Origin of the sequence: Micromonospora sp. NPDC000316 (assembly GCF_042898885.1) — a bacterium.
In the GTDB taxonomy this organism is placed as follows: Bacteria; Actinomycetota; Actinomycetes; order Mycobacteriales; family Micromonosporaceae; genus Micromonospora.
Genome location: NZ_JBIAZG010000001.1, coordinates 484,578 through 501,643 on the forward strand (window position 1 = coordinate 484,578; position 17,066 = coordinate 501,643).

Consider the following 17,066-nt stretch of genomic DNA (forward strand, 5'->3'; position numbering starts at 1 on the left):
TGGCCACTCGCACATGGGAGCACGCATGGCGAACGTTGCCCTCATCGCCGGGCCGCTAGTCGACCTGTCCTCGGCTGCGTCGGTTCTGGCAGAAGCGACCGGCCTACAGATCATCAGCCCTGGCAACGTCTGTCGTGAGCACGTGCAACTGAGGACGCCGCTAGGCGAACAGATGAGCCGCTATATGCAGACCGGGCATCTTGTCCCGGATGAGCTGACCACGAAGGCCGTCGCTGACGCCCTGGCCGACGTGGATGGCGGCTGGCTGCTGTGCAACTACCCGCGCAGGATCGGTCAGGCGGAGTTGTTGGCGCAGAGCGGCCATGGACCTGACACGGTGATCGGGCTCGTCTTGACTGAGGACGAGATCGGCCTCGCGGTCCGTCGCCGGGTAGAACGCCAGATAGAGCTGGACCCTAAGCAAGCCGATCGACGCCAAGAGTTGCTGCGGATGTACTCGTTCTATCAAGAGGGCTACCGGGATCAGGTCGAGCCGCTGTGCGGTTACTACCGGACGCGCGGCGTGTTGCGGACCACCAGTGGGTCCGGCGACTACGAGGACGTAGCGGCGAGGCTGCTTCCGATCGCTTCCGATGATCAAGGCCACCCGTAAAGCACGTCCTGGGACGGAAACGTCAAGCATCAGGTGGGACCCGACACGCCGGCAGTCCGACAGTGATGTGCGGCAGCCACCGGGACGTCTACCCGTCCAGGGTGCGGATTCCTTCATATAGGTCGTCCGCCGCGCTCGCGCCTCGGTATGGATCGGCGCGGAGCATCGCGGAGAACCGGTCGAGCCGCTTCGTGATCCAGGAGATTTGGCGGTCCGCTGGGAGGTCGAGAATGGGCCGGATGGCGGCTGTGGCGAGTCGAGGTCTCCGACTTGCAGGAAGGCCGTTCCTACGCTGTGAACTGCGAAAATGTACGTGCCTGAAATCGGAAGGTCGGCGGTTCGACCCCGCCCCTGGCCACATAGCCTTTCGCCGGGCTACAGGAGCGCCGATCAGCGGAAACGCGGTCGGCGCTCTGCTTTGACTCCCGGCAACCCGCATGTCGGCAGGGTGGACATCGACAGTTGTAGGGCTGCCGGATCTCCGTCGCTAATCCCGGCCATCCGGCGGACGATGCTGCGACAGGCCGCCCTGGATCGCCTCCCACACGCTGCGCCCGGCCTGCAGCAGGGTCTCGCCCGCCTGCTCGGCGAACTGCGTCGCGCTCTGAGCGGCGGCCTGAGCCCCACCTGACCCGCCATCCTGCCGGCCGCTGCCCTGCGCCTCGCGCGCCCGGTCTGCGGGGCCTCGATCCGTCGGTGGGCGCTCACCCGGACGCGATCCCGTTGGCCCGGTAGCCTCCGCTCGGCCCTGGTCGGGCGTCCCGGGCCGCTCGGACCCCGATCGGGCCGGGCGCGCGACGCCACCCGGCGTTCCGGATCGCCTGTGCGGATCGTCGCGTACGCCGGAGTGCTGTCCTGGGGCGGTGTGCTCGGCGGCCCTGGTGGTCATCTGTTCGGTGCCGCGGTTGTTGTCGTCGATGGTGACGGCGACAGACCGTCCGATGGCGTCGACCACCTGCGGGTTGTTGTCGATAGTTTCCAGCGCCCGGCCCAGTAGCGTCACCACCTGCTCCAGCCGCGCCCGCAACTGTGCCTCGACGTGTGCACCGACGACGTCCAGCTCGGCGCCGTTCAGGTGCACCCGTACGCCAGCGTCCAGCTCGATCAGGTTGGCGAGCCGGGCCCGCAGCGAGAGGTCAATGTCCAACCCGTCGGCCGCCAGCCGCAGCGAGTCGACCTCGGCCCTGGAGATGTCGAGCAGGACGTCTGGATCGCCGGCGTCGACGTTCCGGTCCGGCTGCCGCTGCTGCGCGCTCTCACTCATGCTCGTTCGCTCCGCCCGTACACCGCCCGGGTCGTCCGGGCCGTCCGGCGCGGTTACCCGCTTTCCGGCGGCGCATCCCATCCGTGACTGTTCGGCGACTCACTGTCTGGAAGCGGGCACCACGCGAAGCTGCACACCCGGGCATCAGCCGGTATGGTCCGGGCCTATGGGACAGGAGATGGCTGGTCCGGCAGGCATCCGTCAGGACCTGGAGCGTTTCTCCTTACGGTGCAGCCTCCTCGTCCCGGGGCCGGCGGAGCACGCGTTCGCGGTTTTCACCGATGACCTGAGTGACTGGTGGGTCACCGAGTACACCTGGTCCGGCCCGGAGGCCCTCGCCGAGCTGAGCATGGAGCCGCGGGCCGGCGGCATGTTGTACGAGGTCGGCCCGTACGGCTTCCGCGTCGACTGGGGCCGGGTGCTCACCTGGGACCCGCCGCGCCGGCTGGTGTTCGCCTGGCAGATCGGCCCGGATCGGGTGCCGGTGCCGGATCCGGCGCGGGCGAGCGAGGTCGAGGTGCTGTTCCTGCCGGATGGGCCTGAGCGCACACGGGTCGAGCTGGAGCATCGGCACTTCGACCGGCACGGCGAGGCCGCCGAGGGGTACCGCAAGGCGCTCACGGCGGGTTGGCACGAGCTTCTCACCCGCTATCTCGCCACGGTGTCCCGCCGCCACCCCACAAGCCCCGCCTGACACCCAGCAGCGGCCCCAAGGCCATCCAGCGCGGCCAGCGCGGCCAGCGCGGCCAGCGCGGCCAGCGCGGCCAGCGCGGCCAGCGACAGTGGGTCAGCGGCCGCCGAGTTGCCGGTCGGCGGAGAGGCCGGTGCTCAGGTCCCGACCGCCCAGGTTCGCGCGCTGCCCGGCCTCCGCCCCGGGGCCGAAGCCGGTGCCGGCCAGCCGGCGTGGTGGAGCGGTACGGAGTCGCGGGTACTCCTCGGCGAGCCGCCGCTGCACCCGGTCGGAGCGGTCGGCAAGCACCAGCGCCACGGACGGTGTGCCCGGTTCACTTGCCGCCGCCGTCTCGGCGGCCCAGAGTCGGCCCCCGATCACCTGCGCGAAGCCGGCGAGCCAGGACCTGCGGAAGGCTGCCGGATGCTCGCCCTCCGGCACCTCCGTGCCCGCCAGCCCGTGCGCCGCCTGCACGAGCAGCGAGGTGAAGAGGAGGTCGACCCGTTCCAGGTCACTGGCGAAGCCGAACAGGTGCAGTGTGAACCCGTTGCCCTGCCGGCGGCGGACGCAGCGGCAGCGCAGTGGCTCGGCGACGGCGGCGAGCAGGCCGACCTTGTCGCGGGCGTACGGGGCGACGATGTCGAGAACCCGGTCGCCGACCGGGTCGGTGGTGGGGTCTTGGACCGCGAGCAGGGCGCGGTCCACGCCGTAGCGGGCGATCAACTCGGTCGCCTTGGCGGTGAAGGCGGCTGACTCGGCGGGCGTGCAGGCCGGGTCCTCGGCCTGGGCCAGCAGCTTGCGCACCTTGCTGAGCATGGCCTCGGACATGCCTCAGAGCTATCACACCGGGCGGACATCGCGGGACAACGCACAGATCCATTGATCAGTATCATCGTCACGTTCAGATCGTCCGTCCACACGGACGGTCAGCTGACTGATTCCGGAGGCACGCATGTCATCCCCGACCGCTCGCCTGCTCGCCGTCGCCACGGCCACCGCACTGCTCGCAATCGGCGCGCCCGCCCAGGCCGCCCAGACCGCCCAACGAACGCCGTCCACCGAGGCCGGTCTGGAGGTCTCGGCGGGGCCGAACCTCTTCGCCCCGCTCGCCACCTGCTACGGCGGCGCGGTCCGGTCGTTCTTCCAGACCGGCGGCTACGGCGGCCAGGCCGGCACCTACCGCACCACGAGCCGGTGCAAGGACATCAACGTGCGCAACGCCAGCGTGTACGGCACGGAAGCCTGCGTGATCTTCGTCGACAAGACGGGCAGCTGCAACTACTGGACCTACCTGCCGGCCAACTCCGGCTGGATCACTGTGGCGACAAACGTCCGCGACGGGGTCAACTTCCGGGTCCGCTTCGAGAACCTCCGCTACGAGTACGAGCCTCTGGTCGCGTACCACGCGTTCTGAGCGGTCCGAGCGGGTGCGCCGCCGCCGGGGGAAGCGTCAGTCGGCGCGGCTGCGCAGGGTGGCGATCGTCGAGCCGGCGAGCGTGAGCAGACAGTCGGAGAGCTGTCCGTCGGCTGCGGCCGCACCGAAGAGCGCCTCGCCGGTCGGCACGTCCCGATTGGCGTAGGCGCTCACGAAGCGGGCCACCCAGCGGGTGTCGTAATCCGCCTGGTCGATGCCGGGGAAGTCCAGCGCGCACCCGCTTGTCGCCGGCGCGTCACCGACCATCGTCGCGGCGAGGCACCAGGCGACCCCGTACGCACCGGGCAGGCCGGCGCGGTCGACAACCGCATCGAAGGCTCCCACCACCGCCTCGCCGTCGCCGGAGAGCGCCGAGCGGAGCACTGCCGCCGCGTCGTCGAACGTCTGCTGTGGTAGGTCCGTCACGCTGCGCACAGTAGGACCGGAGGTCAAGGCTCCGGACTTCCGTCACTCTCCGTGTTCGACGCGGGCGACCTGCGCATTGCGCCACCTCCACGGTCCCGCGACCGGCCCCGGCACGCTAATGTGCGCAGCGGACCTTCGCCGGAGGAAGGACGACCATGCTCGTATCACGCCGTTCGCGGGTGGCTACATTGGCCGCCTGCGCAACGATCCTGCTCGCCACAAGCGCTTGCGGGGATGACAAGGCCGAGGAGGGAAGCGCCCAACAGGTGCGCCTCTACGGCACGGATGGCAACATGCTCAATTCCTACCCAGCGGAGTTGAAGGAACGCGCGGATCTCGTCGATGGGATGAAGGGCACCACGCCGCTCACCCCACTGCCCGACGACTTCAAGAATCGGCTACGGTCCGTAAATCCGGCGCTGACGGACTACCTCTACGCGGCCGAGACGTACGACGCTGTGGTGATCGCGACGCTCGCCGCCCAGCTCGCGGGGAGCACCGACCCGGCGGCCATCGCGAAGCAGATCGTCGGCGTGACAAACAACGGTCAACGCTGCGAGGACCCGGCCAGTTGCCTCACCCTGGCCCGCGCCGGGCAGGACGTCGAATATCGCAGTGTGTCGCTGACCCGTGCGGGCTTCACCGACAAGGGCGAGCCGGCCACCGCGAGCTACGCCACGCTTACCTTCGACGGCCAGCAGATCAACGACGGTAAGACCGAGTTCGTCGGTGCGGGTGCCGAGTCGGCGGCGAGCACCAAGGCCCCGCCGAAGGCCCGCAAGCCGCGCCCGGGTGGCGGGGACGACGACCAGCAGCCCTTGATCATCGGCGGCCTGCTGCCGAAGACCGGCGACCTGGCTATCGCGTACCCGCCGATGGCCGCCGGCGCCGCCCTGGCGATCAAGGAGATCAACGCCGCTGGTGGCGCGCTGGGCAAGCCGGTGACGTGGATGGACGGCGACGACGGCACCAGCACGACGGTGGCCAAGGCGACGGTGGCCAAGCACGCGGCGGACGGGGTCAGCGTCATCATCGGCGCAGGCGCCTCGGGTATTTCCCGCGAGGTGCTGCCGGACGTGGTGAAGGCCGGCAAGATCCTCTTCTCGCCGTCCAACACCGACGCGAGCCTTACCGACGTCGAGGACAACGGCCTCTACTTCCGCACCGCCCCGCCGGACAGCCTGCAGGGCCGGGCGCTTGCCGACGTGATCCTCCGCGACGGGTCGCAGAAGATCGTCATCGTCGCTCGCAAGGACTCCTACGGTGAGGGCCTTCAGGCCACCGTCCGTGACGAGCTGGAAAAGGCCGGCATCGCGGGCGACCGGCTCAAGCTGCTCACCTACGAGCCGCCGCCGGACCCGGATTCGCCTCCGGTGGACTTCACGAGCGGCGCGAAGGAGATCAAGGAATTCGGTGCCGACGCCGTGCTGATCATCGGGTTCGGCGAGTCCGCCCAGGTGATCCGGGCGCTCGCCGACTCCGGGGTGCAGATCCGGCACTGAGCACCGAACGCGGACCGCGACGGCCGCACCGGCATCCCGCCGGTGCGGCCCGTTTCCATTTGAGGCGTCGCGCGTGATCGACTCGCTTTCCTGCAAATCGCGGTATCCGAGCGCGTCCGATGCCCCGGTTTCAAGGAACCCGAGTCGATCGTGGCCGAGCAGCGCCGCGCGCCGGCAGACGGTGGGCGGTGGGCGTTTTGCCGGCGTCAGCGGGCTCGACGGCGCTCCAGGAACTCGGTCATCCGCCGGTGCTTCTCCTCGTCCTCGAACAGCACCGCCTGGCTGACCAGGTCGAGCTGCGGGTGCGCGGCGGCCGGTGCGTCCACCGCCAGCTTGGTCAGCCGCAACGCCAGCGGTGAGCCCTGTGCCATCTCGTCAAGCAGTCCGTGCGCCACGGTCAGCAGCTCAGCGGGCTCGTCCACCACCCGGTTCACCAGACCGATCCGCAGCGCCTCAGCGGCATCCACCCGCCGGCCCGTGAACAGCAACTCCTTGGCCCGGGCCTCGCCGATCAGGGCGGGTAGCCGGTGGGTAGCCCCGGCGCCGGCCAGGATGCCCAACCGCACCTCCGGCTGGCCGAAGACCGCCCGCGCCGTGCACACCCGCAGATCGCAGGCGTACGCCAGCTCCGCGCCACCGCCCAGCGCCGGGCCGTCGACGGCGGCCACACTCGGCATAGGCAGCGCCCTGATCCGCGCGAAGGCGGCCGAGTTGATCGCCGCCAGGGCGTCCGTGCGGCCCCGCTCGCGGAGCTGACCGATGTCGGCGCCGCCGGCGAAGATGCCCGCCGCACCGCCTGTCAACAACAGCAGCCGGGGCCGGGCCTCCAACTGGGCGCAGACCTGGTGCAGCTCGGCGATCAGGTCGGCGTCGATGGCGTTGCGCTTCTCCGGCCGGTCCAGCGTGACCACGAGCCGGTCCGCCTGCTCCTCGATCCGCAGCCCGCTCACCGCTTCACCCCGCCGGCCCAGTCATAGAAGCCGTGCCCGGACTTCTTGCCCAGTCGTCCGGCGGCCACCATCTCCTCGAGCAGCGGCGGCGGCGCGAAGCGGTCCCCGTACGCGGCCTGGAGGGTACGGGCGATGTCCAGCCGCACGTCCAGGCCAACGAGGTCGGTGAGTTCCAGCGGCCCGATCGGGTGCCGGTAGCCGAGCACCATCGCCTTGTCGATGTCGGCAGGACTGGCGACCCCGTCGGCAACCATCCGGATCGCCTCCAGCCCCAGAGTGACCCCGAGTCGGGAGGTGGCGAAGCCGGGCATGTCGCGTACGACGACGGGGTCCTTGCCCAGCCGGCCGGCGAGCGCGACGGCCGCGGTGGTGGTCTCCTCGGCGGTGGCCGGGCCGACCACGATCTCCAGCAGCGCCATCGCCCAGACCGGGTTGAAGAAGTGCAGGCCGAGGAAGCGCTCGGGCGCGTCCAGCCCGGCGGCCAGCTCACCGATGGCGATGCTTGAGGTGTTGCTGCCCAGCAGGGCCGGGGTCAGGGCTGCGGCGTCGCGCAGGACGGCCCGCTTCAGGTCCAGCCGCTCCGGCACCGCCTCCACGATCACCGCCGGGGAGGGGTCGACCTCGGCGAGCCTGGGGCGCAGCGTCACCCGCTGCCGGTTGGCGGCGGCCTCGTCGGCGGTCAGCTTGCCGCGCTGCACCGCCCGCTCCCACAGGTCGGCGAGCCGATTCAGTGCGGTCGCGCCCCGGTCGGGGTCCACCTCCACCAGCTCCACTGCGTGCCCGGACCCGGCCGCCACGTACGCGATGCCGAGCCCCATCGTGCCCGCACCGACGACCACGAAACGATCGCTCATCACGCCTCCCTTTCCGGCCCGGTGGCGCGCGGGGTCCCCGCCGCGCCGAACCGGGTGCTCCGTCGGATCCGCTCGCTCATGGTGCGACCCTAAACAGCACGACGGCCCGGCCTATGCGTGGGGGAGCGCGGGATCGGGTACGTACGGCCCGTCAACCAAGGGAAGGACCAGTCGACATGAGCCAGGCACCGGAGAGCGTCACCGACCCGGGCAGCACCGACTCCGAGGTCGTGGAGACCCGGGGCGACGAACGAGTCGACCTGTTGCGCGCTGACACCAACAACGACGGTAAGACCGATGTGTGGGTGGTGGACACCGACGGCGACGGCAAGGCCGACCTGTTCCAGTTCGACACCGACGGTGACGGCAAGGTGGACATCACAATGGTGGACATCGACGAGGACGGCACCCCCGACGAGGTCGTCGACGGCGACGGTGGCCTGCCGCCCGAGCAGCTACCCCCGACCGTCCAGGTCTGAGATGTGAGGTGAAGGGCCCCTCGTCGACGAGGGGCCCTTCGTCGGTCATTCGCGCAGGCGCAGGGTGGCCAGGTAGTAGGGGGCGTCACGGTCGTCCACATCGGTCAGCCGCCAGGCGCTGCCGTGCACGAGTTCCGCGAACTCGTCGGGCGAGCAGACCAGGTAGTCGAACCACTCCGTGCCCAGCTCCCGATAGCGCAGCCGGAGCCGGAGTTGACCGCCGAGCCGGCCCCGACGCCTGTTGCGCTCGTGGTAGCCGGTGTGCAGCGGGTCGCGGGTGCCGTACGGGTTGGTGCCGTGCGCGATGATCTGCGCCCCCGGTCGGGCCAGCGCGGCGAGCGCGGCCAGGAATCCCGGCGCCCGCTCCCGCCCCTCGAACAGCCCGAGATTGTTGCCGAGCAGGAGGAATGTGTCGTACCGCTGGCCGTCGGCGACGTAGGTGTCCACCGTGCCGTGCACCAGCCGCCGTACGCCCCGACGCCGGCTGACGGCCAGCGCGCCCGCCGAGGTGTCCAGCCCGGTGACCGGTACGCCGCGCTCCTGGAGCAGCAGCGCGATCCGGCCCGCTCCGGTGCCGACGTCAAGCGTCTCGCCCCGCGCCCGGTCCACGGCTCGGTGGTCGTACGGCTGCCAGTCGGCCGGGCCGTCCAGGTAGTGCGCGGCGGGCGCGCCGTTGATCAGGCCGTCGTCCCGCTCGATGATCTCGATGACCGGGCGGGGCAGTCGCCCGCCGACCATCGGCCGGGGTCCTACCCCGGTGGCCACGGCGAGCGTGTCCCGAAGCAGTTCGCCGACCACGTCTCCGATGAGAGGCTCGCCAGTCACGACGTTCACGCTATCTGGCCACTCAGTGGCCATGCCGGCCGTATCCTTGCGGCGTGACCATCTTGGACAGGCTGTCGGCCGAGAAGTACATCCTGCTCACGACCTTCCGCAAGGACGGTCGGGCGGTGCCGACCCCGGTCTGGGCGGTACGCGACGGCGAGGCGTTGGCGGTCTGGACCCGGGCCGACTCGGGCAAGGTGAAGCGCATTCGCCGCAGCGGCGAGGTGACTGTGGCGCCGTGCGACGTGCGGGGCCGACCGCACGGCGCGGAGGTGCCCGCGCACGCCACGATCTACGGTGGCGGCGACATCGGACGGATTCGTGAGCTGCTCAAGCACAAGTACCGGCTGCTCGGCCGCCTGAGCCTGCTCGGCAGCCGGCTGCGCCGGGGCGAGGGTGGCACGGTCGGCATCCGCGTCACGCTGACCGAGGGGCCGCACTGAGGCTGGCTGTGGATGTGGAAAGGGGCGACGGATCAAGATCCGCCGCCCCTTTCCGAACTTGCTGATGTTGCTCAGTCGCCCTGCCGTTGCTGCGGGATTTGGCCCTGCAGTAACGCCCTGACCTCCGACTCGCGGTATCGACGGTGGCCACCCAACGTTCGGATGGCGCTAAGCTTTCCCGCCTTGGCCCACCGGGTCACCGTCTTCGGGTCGACACGGAACATCGACGCCACCTCGGCCGGCGTGAGTAGCGGCTCTGGTTCGTGCGTTCGCGATGCCATCGGTCACTCCTCCACATGTATAGACATCGGCCGGGGTCCCGCCGGCCGACGCGTCTCCCATGGTCCGGCTAGTCCCCGATGTCCGACATGGGCCGAACGGATGAAGGTCCCTAGACGGACGGATGAACCATGCCCGATTTTTACGACTTTTACACGGCAGAAACCACCTTATTCGGACTCATGATCACGGTTCGTGATGCGTCAACTACGAGCACTGCTCAGCTTGCAGGCACTCCTTGGGCGATTTGCCCTTAGTTGCACCGCTCCAACAGCTGCACCGCGCGCCACCGGGCCACAAGCTTGTCGTACGCGGCGGACGCCTCGTCCGCCTCGCCGCGCGACAGTCCTGCGAGGCCGCTGGCGACAAGCTCGGGTGAGTCGTCCCCGGCGAGGGTCTCATCGGAGAGCAGATCGACAAGGCCGCCGTAGTCCAGCTCCACCACCGAACGCGGGTGGAACTCCTCCAGCCAGCGGGCCGCCTCCTCCACCGCCTCGGTGATCGGCGCCTCGCCCACCGACTTGCGCAGCACCGACAGCGCCCGCGACGAGCGGCGGCGGGCCTTGGAGATCTCGGTGCGGTAGCGCAGCGCACGCCGGCCCGCCTCGGTGACCAGGTCCCGCTCCGCCGGGTCGAAGAGCACGAACCATCGCAGCGGTACGCCCCAGGTGGCGATCTGTTCGTGCACCCGCGGCACCCCGTGCTCCAGCACCCGGGCGCCACTGCGCCAGTCGTCCACAGCTGCCCTGGCCTGCCCGGCGAGCACCGGCGGCACGAAGGCGTCGGCGAGCACCGAGGGCACCCCGTCCCGGGCGCTGAGGGCCGCCTCAGCGACCCGGATCCGCAGGTTCCAGGGGCAGATCAGCAGGCTGTCGTCCGTCTCCAGGACGTACGCCTCCTCGGGCGGGTCGGGTAGCCGGGTCCAGCCCGCACCCAGCGCCTCGATCACCGCCGTCCGCTGCCGGCCCGGCCCCTCCATGGGGGCGACCGCGCGCCCTTCCGAGACGTAGCGGCGCCAGTAGCTCTGCCGGTCCCGGTCGAAGGCGGTCAGCGGCTCGTACACGCGCAGGTAAGAAGCGAAGAGCGACGGCACCGCGCGATCCTCCCACGAACCGCGCTGGTACGCCGTCAGAGGCCGGACCCACGCGCGCCGCAACGTGGGACGACGGCGGCGTGTCAGGCACCCGCGCGGCGGCCGATACTAGGCTCGACTCACACCGGCAGCATCCCCGCCGGGGTCCACCAGGTCCGCGCCCCACAAGGACGCACACCACTCCAGGAGCCAGTCATGGGCGTATTCGCGAGCACCGACGATCCGGAATCGACCGGCCACGAACAGGTCGTGTTCTGCCAGGACAAGCAGAGCGGCCTGAAGGCGATCATCGGGATCTACTCCACCGCGCTGGGGCCGGCGCTGGGCGGCACGCGCTTCTATCCGTACGCGAGCGAGGACGACGCGCTCGCCGACGTCCTCGACCTGTCCCGCGGAATGGCGTACAAGAACGCGCTCGCCGGGCTGGATCTGGGCGGCGGCAAGGCGGTCATCTGGGGTGACCCGGAGCAGGTCAAGAGCGAGGCGCTGCTGCGCGCGTACGGCCGCTTCGTGGAGTCGCTCGCCGGCCGCTACTACACGGCGTGCGACGTCGGCACCTACGTCGCCGACATGGACATCATCGCCCGGGAGACCCGGTACGTGACAGGTCGCAGCGTCGAGCACGGTGGCGCCGGCGATTCCTCGATTCTCACCGCCTGGGGCGTCTTCCAGGGCATGCGGGCCGCCGCCGAGCACGTCTGGGGCACCCCCAGCCTGCGTGGCCGTCGGGTCGGCGTGGCGGGCCTGGGCAAGGTCGGCAAATACCTGACCGGGCACCTCCTGGAGGACGGCGCCGAGGTGGTCGCCACCGACGTCAGCCCCAAGGCCCTGGCGTGGGCACGCACCAACCACCCGCAGATCACCCTGGTCGACGACGCCACAGCGCTCGTCGCCGCGGACATCGACGTGTACGCACCGTGCGCGCTGGGCGGCGCGTTGAACGACGACACAGTGCCGGCCCTGCGCGCCAAGGTGGTGGCCGGGGCGGCTAACAACCAGCTCGCCCACCCGGGCATCGAGAAGCTGCTTGCCGACCGGGGCATCCTGTACACCCCGGACTACGTGGTCAACGCCGGCGGCGTGATCCAGGTGGCCGACGAGATCGAGGGCTTCAACTTCGATCGTGCGAAGCTGCGGGCGACCCGGATCTACGACACCACCCGGGAGATCCTGCACCTGGCGGACGCCGACGGTGTGCCGCCGGCTGTCGCCGCGGACCGGCTGGCCGAGCGGCGGATGGCCGAGGTCGGCCGGCTGCGCACGATCCACCTGCGCTGAGCGTCACCGGAGGCGGGTCGACTGGGATCCGCCTCCGGGCCTCGCATGCCGGCCCCGCTCGGTAGGCTGATGCCAAGTCAAGTTTGTCGCGTTTGTCCGGCGTCACGGGCGCTCTCTGTTTCGCTCCTTACCGGGTACACTGGGTGACGGCCGGATCATCGCGACGCGCAGAGCCGGCTGACGGTAACCCGAGGTGCCGAACGATGGCATCCCCATGTACCGTAAGAGCTACGAGAGATGCCTGACGTCATCGGGGCCCGCCTTCGGGCTGCCCCGCATTCTGTGCGAGGGGGTCGAGCCATGGGGCGCGGCCGTGCTAAGGCCAAGCAGACAAAGGTGGCCCGGGAGTTGAAGTACCACTCCCCGAACACCGACCTCACCGCCTTGCAGCGCGAACTGGCGGGTGCTGGTAAGTCTGAGCACCACTTCGACGACGACTCTAAAGAGTTCGTCGACGACGATGATGAGAATCATGCTGACGACGACCCGGATCCCTGGGTACGTCCGACCCGCTGACCTCTCGACGCACTGAGCACGCGGTAAGCCCCGCGTGCTCACGCATGTGCCCGTCGGGAAGACACCGGTGCCGATGATCAGGGGCCTGCCCCAGCCGGAGAGCACACCTACCGGCAGACAGGCCCCTGATCGGGGTCGACCTCAGCGTGGGCGGTTGTTCCAGTTGTAGAAGGTCGGGATGTTCTCGAAGTGGTTCCAGGCGCAGACCGCGCTGGCGCCATCCCCGCCCGACACCTCCGCCCGCAGCCGCCGCGCGTCAGCGGCCTCCTGGAGCAGCGCGACGAGCCCGGGGGCGGCCTCCCGCACCCGTTCGGTGACTCCGGTCGGGGTGTCACTCGCCTCGTGCTCAGGCCGCCGGTGACTGGTGGTCTCGGGCATGCTCCAACACTCCCTCCAATAAGCGGATCTTGCTGTTGCGGCAGTGCTCGGTCTCCGTACCGTCAAAACGCCCCAGCTCGAAGTAACGGTTGGCCGCGTGACCGCCGCCACAGAAGCCGAAGTACGGGCAGGTCGCCCGACACGCCTCCACCCCCGCCAGGAACTCCCCCACCCACGGCGTCGACGACGCAGCGGAGAGGATCTGCGCCAGCGGGGTGGTCAGGACGTTCCCGCTGCTGAAATCGCCGTAGCGGGGGTCGGTGAAGCCGGCCAACTCCGGGGAGAGCACAGTCACCGTGCCGTCGTGCCCGATGGTCGGGATCGGATCCAGCCGGCGGGGCAGCACGCCGTCCGCCGTGTCGTCGAGCACCGCCGCCGCGTACCGCAGCGACCACTCGACCTCACGCAGGTGGATCCGGGGCTCCCGACGCCAGGCCGACACCAGCTCGGCCCAGAACGCGGTCACCGCCGCCGGGTCGTGCCGGTTGTCGCGGGTGTTGACGCCCTCGGTCTCCTCGATGTTGATGCCGAGCACGTCACAGCCCAACCCGAGGAAGTAGTCGTACAGCTCGGCTGCGAGCCCGGGCGCCGGCCGGGACACCACGGCCAGCGCCGAGAACGGCAGGCCATGCCGGCGCAGCGCGGCCACACCCCGCAGGATCCGGTCGTACGCCGGCTGGCCACCCCTGTTGACCCGGTCGCCATTGCGCTCCCGGGGCCCGTCCACGCTCACGCTCACGCGCATCTCGTGCCGGGCGAAGAAGGCGCACCACTCGTCGTCGATGAGCGTGGCGTTCGTCTGCACGTGGTGCTCGACCTCGGGCCCGAACGGCGCCATCAGGTCGGCCAGGTGCTCCCGGCCGGCCGCCAACGGCTCACCGCCGTGCCACACCACCGAGAAACGACCGGACGCCGCCCACCGGTTGACAGCCGCCGCCACCGCCTCGGCCACCGGCACCGACATCCGCTTGTCGGTGGCCCGAAACGGCAGATAGCAGTACGCGCAGTCCAGGTTGCAGAGGGTGGTGGGCTGCATCACGACGTACGACGGGACCGCAGCCATGCCGCGCATACCGCTGAACGAGTGTTCCCGAGCAGCCATCGCCCTCCTCCGCCGAGCCTGAGCCCTTCAGGCTAGGCGGCATTGGCCGCTCGGGTGAACCCCCCATCAGGTGCTCGTACGATCACCAGAACGTGATCATCCGCGGGTGTGCTGGCCAACCATCTGCACGTTGCCCGTGCCCTCGATGATCTCGCCGGCCTGCCAGGCCTCGACGCCCCGGCCGGTAAGCGTGGCGAGCGCCCGGTCGGCGTCCTCCGCAGACACGATCGCGAACATGCCGACGCCCATGTTGAAGGTCGACTCCATGTCGTGGTCGTCGATCCGGCCCTTGGACTGGATCAGGTCGAAGACCGGCTGCGGCTTCCAGGTAGACCGGTTGACCACCGCGTCGACGTGCTCCGGCAGCACCCGGACCAGGTTGCCGGGGATGCCACCGCCGGTGATGTGGGACAGGGCCCGCACATCGGCCTCGGCGATCAGCTTCAGGCAGTCCTTCGCGTAGATCTTGGTGGGGGTGAGCAACTCCTCACCGAGGGTCCGCTGCCGACCGAAGTCGTCGATCACGATGTCCAGCCGCATCCGGGCCGCGCCGAGCAGCACGTGCCGGACCAGCGAGTAACCGTTGGAGTGCAGACCGGAGGAGCGCATGGCGATGACCGCGTCACCCACCTGGACCCGCTCGGGGCTGAGGATGTCGGCTTCCTCGACAACGCCCACACCGGTCGCGGAGATGTCGTACTCGTCCGGGCGCAGCACACCCGGGTGCTCGGCGGTCTCCCCGCCCAGCAGCGCGCAGCCCGCGTACCGGCAGCCGTCGGCGATGCCCGCGCCGATCTCGGCCACCTTGTCCGGCACGACCTCGCCGGTGGCGATGTAGTCGAGCAGGAACAGCGGCTCGGCGCCACAGGCCACCAGGTCGTCGACGACCATCGCCACCAGGTCGATGCCGACCGTGTCGTGGATGTCCATCTGCTGGGCGATCACCAGCTTGGTGCCCACACCGTCGGTGGAGGACGCCAGGATCGGACTCTTGTACTTCGTCGTGTCCAGCCGGAACAGGCCGGCGAAGCCACCCAGGTCACCCAGCACCTCGGGGCGGCGGGTCTGCCGCACCTTCGACTTGAGCAGCTCGACAGCGCGGTCACCCGCGTCGATCGAGACGCCGGCGTCGGCGTACGAGACCGAGCGTTTGCGCGTCTGGCGGCCAGCGCCAGCCGTCCAGGGCTGGCGGTCGCCACCGGCGCCGGTCGGGCTGCTTCCTGCGCCGTTGCGCTCGGACACGTGCGTCACGGTTCTCCCCTTTGTGGTTCTCGGTGCCGCACCGGCGATGGCCGGCCGCGCCGGTTGGTGCTACGGGCGGTTGGCGGTCACGCCAGCCGGAGTGGCGACGAGCGAGCCGTTGCTGTGCGGGGTTTCCGGCGCCTCGTTGGCGACCCGCCGACCCACCCCTTCGAGCACGTGCTTGCCGATCAGGTTGCCGGGCGGCAGCTCGATCGGGTACTCCCCATCGAAACATGCCCGACACAGTCGGGTCTTCGGCTGCTCGGTCGCGGCGATCAGGCCGGGAAGCGAGACGTAGCCCAGCGTGTCGGCGCCAATGGAACGCCGAATGCCGTCGTTGTCCAACCCGTTGGCCAGCAGCTCCGCCCGTGTGGCGAAGTCGATGCCGTAAAAGCATGGCCAACTGACCGGCGGAGACGAGATCCGGACGTGCACCTCGAGCGCCCCCGCCTCGCGCAGCATCCGCACGATGGCCCGCTGCGTGTTGCCGCGGACGATCGAGTCGTCCACCACCACCAGCCGCTTGCCCCGCACGTTCTCCCGCAGCGGGTTGAGCTTGAGCCGGATGCCGAGCTGGCGCAGGGTCTGCGACGGCTGGATGAAGGTGCGCCCGACGTACGGGTTCTTCATCAGGCCGGCGCCGTAGGTGATGCCGGACGCCTCGGCGTAACCGATCGCGGCCGGTGTGCCCGACTCGGGAACCGGGATCACCAGGTCAGCCTCGACCGGGTGCTCCTTGGCCAACTGTCGACCGATCTGCACCCGTGCCGAGTGGATATTGCGCCCGGCGATCGTGGCGTCCGGGCGGGCGATGTAGACGTACTCGAAGAGGCAGCCCTTCGGCTCCGGCGCCGCGAACCGGGTGGAGCGCAGCCCCTCCTCGTCGATCGCGATCAGCTCACCGGGCTCGACCTCGCGCACCACGCTGGCGCCGACGATGTCCAGCGCGGCGGTCTCGCTGGCCACCACCCAGCCACGCTCCAGCCGGCCGAGCACAAGCGGGCGTACGCCGTGCGCGTCGCGGGCCGCGTAGAGCGTCGACTCGTCCATGAAGACGAAGCTGAACGCCCCGCGCAGCTGCGGCAGCACCTCCAGTGCGGCCGCCTCGACCGACAGGTCCGGACGGCTGGCCAGCAGCATGGTCACAAGCGAGGTGTCGTTCGTCGAGCCGTCCGCCACAAGGCCGCGCTCGGCGACCTCCTTCTCCAGCTCGGCGGTGTTGACCAGGTTGCCGTTGTGGGCCAACGCGATCGTCGTGCCGGAGCTTGTCGACCGAATGGTCGGCTGGGCATTTTCCCAGTTGGAGGCGCCGGTCGTGGAGTATCGGGCGTGCCCGATGGCCAGGTGGCCGCGCAGGCTCGCGAGGGTGGGCTCGTCGAAGACCTGGGCCACCAGGCCGAGGTCCTTGTAGACCACCACTCCGGAGCCATCGCTCACCGCGATGCCTGCGGCCTCCTGGCCACGGTGTTGCAGGGCATAGAGGCCGAAGTAGGTCAGATTGGCAACCTCTTCGCCGGGGGCCCAGACACCGAAGACGCCACAGGCGTCCTGGGGGCCAGGTCGTTGGGGATCAAGGTCGTGGCTCAGCCGGCCGTCGCCTCGGGGCACTACCGCTCCCTCATGCTGGTCTGGACCGGCCTGGCGGGGATCACGGGGCGGATCCACACTCCTCGGCCGGGACCACTGTCGTCGCCTGACAGTGTACGCGAATCGGTGTCAATACAGATAGTCACGATTT

General features: G+C 70.0%; 20 protein-coding genes and 1 tRNA gene. 9 read left to right on the forward strand and 12 right to left on the reverse strand.

All coding sequences use genetic code 11. The features are described from left to right. The first annotated feature begins 25 nt into the window (after window positions 1-25). Together ACFY2Q_RS02255 and ACFY2Q_RS02260 are read left to right on the forward strand one after the other, a co-directional pair. Complete coding sequence (locus ACFY2Q_RS02255; protein ID WP_387126723.1) at window positions 26-613, forward strand: adenylate kinase family protein; 588 nt, start codon at window positions 26-28, stop codon at window positions 611-613. Between the two features lie 233 nt (window positions 614-846). Further along, window positions 847-971, forward strand: a tRNA-OTHER gene (locus ACFY2Q_RS02260). Between the two features lie 129 nt (window positions 972-1,100). Here the strand turns inward: ACFY2Q_RS02260 and ACFY2Q_RS02265 are convergent. Beyond that, window positions 1,101-1,877 carry a hypothetical protein gene (locus ACFY2Q_RS02265; RefSeq protein WP_387126725.1) on the reverse strand — a complete coding sequence of 259 codons (777 nt, stop codon included), beginning with the start codon at window positions 1,875-1,877 and terminating at the stop codon, window positions 1,101-1,103. A gap of 166 nt (window positions 1,878-2,043) precedes the next feature. Between ACFY2Q_RS02265 and ACFY2Q_RS02270 the strand changes: the two genes are divergently transcribed. Beyond that, entirely contained in the window at window positions 2,044-2,571 is a 528-nt protein-coding gene (locus tag ACFY2Q_RS02270) for an SRPBCC family protein (RefSeq protein ID WP_387126727.1), read from the forward strand. 93 nt (window positions 2,572-2,664) lie between these two features. Here the strand turns inward: ACFY2Q_RS02270 and ACFY2Q_RS02275 are convergent, their stop codons facing one another. Continuing rightward, complete coding sequence (locus ACFY2Q_RS02275; protein WP_387126729.1) at window positions 2,665-3,375, reverse strand: DUF2786 domain-containing protein; 711 nt, start codon at window positions 3,373-3,375, stop codon at window positions 2,665-2,667. 124 nt (window positions 3,376-3,499) lie between these two features. Here ACFY2Q_RS02275 and ACFY2Q_RS02280 point away from each other — a divergent pair, with 124 nt between their 5' ends. Then, window positions 3,500-3,961 carry a hypothetical protein gene (locus tag ACFY2Q_RS02280; protein WP_387126731.1) on the forward strand — a complete coding sequence of 154 codons (462 nt, stop codon included), beginning with the start codon at window positions 3,500-3,502 and terminating at the stop codon, window positions 3,959-3,961. A gap of 36 nt (window positions 3,962-3,997) precedes the next feature. On the opposite strand, the gene ACFY2Q_RS02285 is transcribed toward ACFY2Q_RS02280, so the two are convergent. Beyond that, on the reverse strand, window positions 3,998-4,387 hold the full coding sequence (locus ACFY2Q_RS02285; protein WP_387126733.1) for a hypothetical protein: 390 nt from the start codon (window positions 4,385-4,387) through the stop codon (window positions 3,998-4,000). A 155-nt stretch (window positions 4,388-4,542) separates the two neighbouring features. Here ACFY2Q_RS02285 and ACFY2Q_RS02290 point away from each other — a divergent pair, with 155 nt between their 5' ends. After that, a complete protein-coding gene (locus ACFY2Q_RS02290) occupies window positions 4,543-5,889 on the forward strand; it encodes an ABC transporter substrate-binding protein (RefSeq protein ID WP_387126734.1) in 1,347 nt (448 codons plus the stop codon). Between the two features lie 206 nt (window positions 5,890-6,095). Here ACFY2Q_RS02290 and ACFY2Q_RS02295 read toward each other — a convergent pair whose 3' ends face one another. Both ACFY2Q_RS02295 and ACFY2Q_RS02300 read right to left on the reverse strand, forming a co-directional pair. Continuing rightward, on the reverse strand, window positions 6,096-6,839 hold the full coding sequence (locus ACFY2Q_RS02295) for an enoyl-CoA hydratase/isomerase family protein (RefSeq protein WP_387126736.1): 744 nt from the start codon (window positions 6,837-6,839) through the stop codon (window positions 6,096-6,098). Continuing rightward, complete coding sequence (locus ACFY2Q_RS02300; protein ID WP_387126738.1) at window positions 6,836-7,693, reverse strand: 3-hydroxyacyl-CoA dehydrogenase family protein; 858 nt, start codon at window positions 7,691-7,693, stop codon at window positions 6,836-6,838. Before ACFY2Q_RS02300 ends, ACFY2Q_RS02295 begins: the two co-directional genes overlap by 4 nt. Before the next feature lie 176 nt (window positions 7,694-7,869). On the opposite strand from ACFY2Q_RS02300, the gene ACFY2Q_RS02305 reads away from it, so the two are divergent. Continuing rightward, on the forward strand, window positions 7,870-8,172 hold the full coding sequence (locus ACFY2Q_RS02305) for a hypothetical protein (RefSeq protein ID WP_387126740.1): 303 nt from the start codon (window positions 7,870-7,872) through the stop codon (window positions 8,170-8,172). A 45-nt stretch (window positions 8,173-8,217) separates the two neighbouring features. On the opposite strand, the gene ACFY2Q_RS02310 is transcribed toward ACFY2Q_RS02305, so the two are convergent. Next, the gene (locus tag ACFY2Q_RS02310; protein ID WP_387126742.1) at window positions 8,218-8,997 is read right to left on the reverse strand and encodes a class I SAM-dependent methyltransferase; all 780 of its coding nucleotides are present in this window, start codon (window positions 8,995-8,997) and stop codon (window positions 8,218-8,220) included. A 53-nt stretch (window positions 8,998-9,050) separates the two neighbouring features. On the opposite strand from ACFY2Q_RS02310, the gene ACFY2Q_RS02315 reads away from it, so the two are divergent. Further along, complete coding sequence (locus ACFY2Q_RS02315) at window positions 9,051-9,440, forward strand: PPOX class F420-dependent oxidoreductase (protein WP_387126744.1); 390 nt, start codon at window positions 9,051-9,053, stop codon at window positions 9,438-9,440. A 71-nt stretch (window positions 9,441-9,511) separates the two neighbouring features. Here the strand turns inward: ACFY2Q_RS02315 and ACFY2Q_RS02320 are convergent, their stop codons facing one another. Continuing rightward, a complete protein-coding gene (locus tag ACFY2Q_RS02320; RefSeq protein WP_007073996.1) occupies window positions 9,512-9,721 on the reverse strand; it encodes a BldC family transcriptional regulator in 210 nt (69 codons plus the stop codon). 251 nt (window positions 9,722-9,972) lie between these two features. Beyond that, entirely contained in the window at window positions 9,973-10,812 is an 840-nt protein-coding gene (locus ACFY2Q_RS02325) for a hypothetical protein (protein ID WP_387126746.1), read from the reverse strand. Between the two features lie 195 nt (window positions 10,813-11,007). Here ACFY2Q_RS02325 and ACFY2Q_RS02330 point away from each other — a divergent pair, with 195 nt between their 5' ends. Beyond that, window positions 11,008-12,090, forward strand: coding sequence for a Glu/Leu/Phe/Val dehydrogenase (locus tag ACFY2Q_RS02330; protein ID WP_387126748.1), 1,083 nt, complete (start codon window positions 11,008-11,010; stop codon window positions 12,088-12,090). 300 nt (window positions 12,091-12,390) lie between these two features. Then, window positions 12,391-12,606, forward strand: coding sequence for a DUF3073 domain-containing protein (locus tag ACFY2Q_RS02335; RefSeq protein ID WP_007454329.1), 216 nt, complete (start codon window positions 12,391-12,393; stop codon window positions 12,604-12,606). 141 nt (window positions 12,607-12,747) lie between these two features. Here ACFY2Q_RS02335 and amcA read toward each other — a convergent pair whose 3' ends face one another. The 4 genes from amcA to purF form a co-directional block, all read right to left on the reverse strand. Then, window positions 12,748-12,984 (reverse strand): multiple cyclophane-containing RiPP AmcA, encoded by a 237-nt coding sequence (gene amcA, locus ACFY2Q_RS02340; RefSeq protein WP_357003581.1) that lies wholly within the window; start codon window positions 12,982-12,984, stop codon window positions 12,748-12,750. Beyond that, window positions 12,953-14,056, reverse strand: a complete 1,104-nt coding sequence (gene amcB / locus ACFY2Q_RS02345) for a cyclophane-forming radical SAM peptide maturase AmcB (RefSeq protein ID WP_387127566.1) — start codon at window positions 14,054-14,056, stop codon at window positions 12,953-12,955. Before amcB ends, amcA begins: the two co-directional genes overlap by 32 nt. Window positions 14,057-14,182: 126 nt before the next feature. Then, window positions 14,183-15,337 (reverse strand): phosphoribosylformylglycinamidine cyclo-ligase, encoded by a 1,155-nt coding sequence (purM, locus tag ACFY2Q_RS02350; protein ID WP_387126750.1) that lies wholly within the window; start codon window positions 15,335-15,337, stop codon window positions 14,183-14,185. A 60-nt stretch (window positions 15,338-15,397) separates the two neighbouring features. After that, window positions 15,398-16,936, reverse strand: a complete 1,539-nt coding sequence (gene purF, locus ACFY2Q_RS02355; protein ID WP_387126751.1) for an amidophosphoribosyltransferase — start codon at window positions 16,934-16,936, stop codon at window positions 15,398-15,400. Window positions 16,937-17,066: the final 130 nt, after the last annotated feature.

Excerpts from the sequence above, each read along its gene's own strand:
- ACFY2Q_RS02330 (WP_387126748.1), top strand. The coding sequence starts at position 11,008 with ATGGGCGTATTCGCGAGCACCGACGATCCGGAATCGACCGGCCACGAA.
- ACFY2Q_RS02300 (WP_387126738.1), bottom strand. The coding sequence starts at position 7,693 with ATGAGCGATCGTTTCGTGGTCGTCGGTGCGGGCACGATGGGGCTCGGC.
- ACFY2Q_RS02335 (WP_007454329.1), top strand. The coding sequence starts at position 12,391 with ATGGGGCGCGGCCGTGCTAAGGCCAAGCAGACAAAGGTGGCCCGGGAG.
- amcB (WP_387127566.1), bottom strand. The coding sequence starts at position 14,056 with ATGCGCGGCATGGCTGCGGTCCCGTCGTACGTCGTGATGCAGCCCACC.
- ACFY2Q_RS02265 (WP_387126725.1), bottom strand. The coding sequence starts at position 1,877 with ATGAGTGAGAGCGCGCAGCAGCGGCAGCCGGACCGGAACGTCGACGCC.
- ACFY2Q_RS02320 (WP_007073996.1), bottom strand. The coding sequence starts at position 9,721 with ATGGCATCGCGAACGCACGAACCAGAGCCGCTACTCACGCCGGCCGAG.
- ACFY2Q_RS02290 (WP_387126734.1), top strand. The coding sequence starts at position 4,543 with ATGCTCGTATCACGCCGTTCGCGGGTGGCTACATTGGCCGCCTGCGCA.
- ACFY2Q_RS02275 (WP_387126729.1), bottom strand. The coding sequence starts at position 3,375 with ATGTCCGAGGCCATGCTCAGCAAGGTGCGCAAGCTGCTGGCCCAGGCC.
- amcA (WP_357003581.1), bottom strand. The coding sequence starts at position 12,984 with ATGCCCGAGACCACCAGTCACCGGCGGCCTGAGCACGAGGCGAGTGAC.
- ACFY2Q_RS02280 (WP_387126731.1), top strand. The coding sequence starts at position 3,500 with ATGTCATCCCCGACCGCTCGCCTGCTCGCCGTCGCCACGGCCACCGCA.
- ACFY2Q_RS02305 (WP_387126740.1), top strand. The coding sequence starts at position 7,870 with ATGAGCCAGGCACCGGAGAGCGTCACCGACCCGGGCAGCACCGACTCC.
- ACFY2Q_RS02255 (WP_387126723.1), top strand. The coding sequence starts at position 26 with ATGGCGAACGTTGCCCTCATCGCCGGGCCGCTAGTCGACCTGTCCTCG.
- ACFY2Q_RS02270 (WP_387126727.1), top strand. The coding sequence starts at position 2,044 with ATGGGACAGGAGATGGCTGGTCCGGCAGGCATCCGTCAGGACCTGGAG.